The 231-nt window shown below is 33.3% G+C and carries 1 protein-coding gene; it reads right to left on the bottom strand.

The window, feature by feature from the left end; translation table 11 throughout:
* The coding region (locus SB719_RS22905; RefSeq protein WP_412160149.1) for a hypothetical protein at nt 1-231 on the bottom strand (231 nt) is incomplete at both ends.

Here is a 231-nt window from a genome sequence, read left to right as displayed (position 1 = left end):
AGAATGGATTTCTTGCATAAACGCTAAAGCTTAATCCAGTTAATCCAATAGATCTAGCAGTCTCAGCACCTAAAGTATATGAAACACCTAATTCTCTTACTCTAAATGCAGTACCATTAATAATAAAGTTTTCACCTATTCTTGAATATACGCTTCCATAGTAATCAGGTAATCCTTCATAACTATCACCTCCAGATTTTATTGATGTATTTTCAACATATTGGCCTGCTG

This window comes from Pantoea sp. SIMBA_079 (genome assembly GCF_046940275.1).
Lineage (GTDB): Bacteria > Pseudomonadota > Gammaproteobacteria > Enterobacterales > Enterobacteriaceae > Pantoea > Pantoea borealis.
The sequence above is the reverse complement of the archived record's forward strand: the minus strand, read 5'-3'. Positions and strand labels throughout refer to the sequence as shown.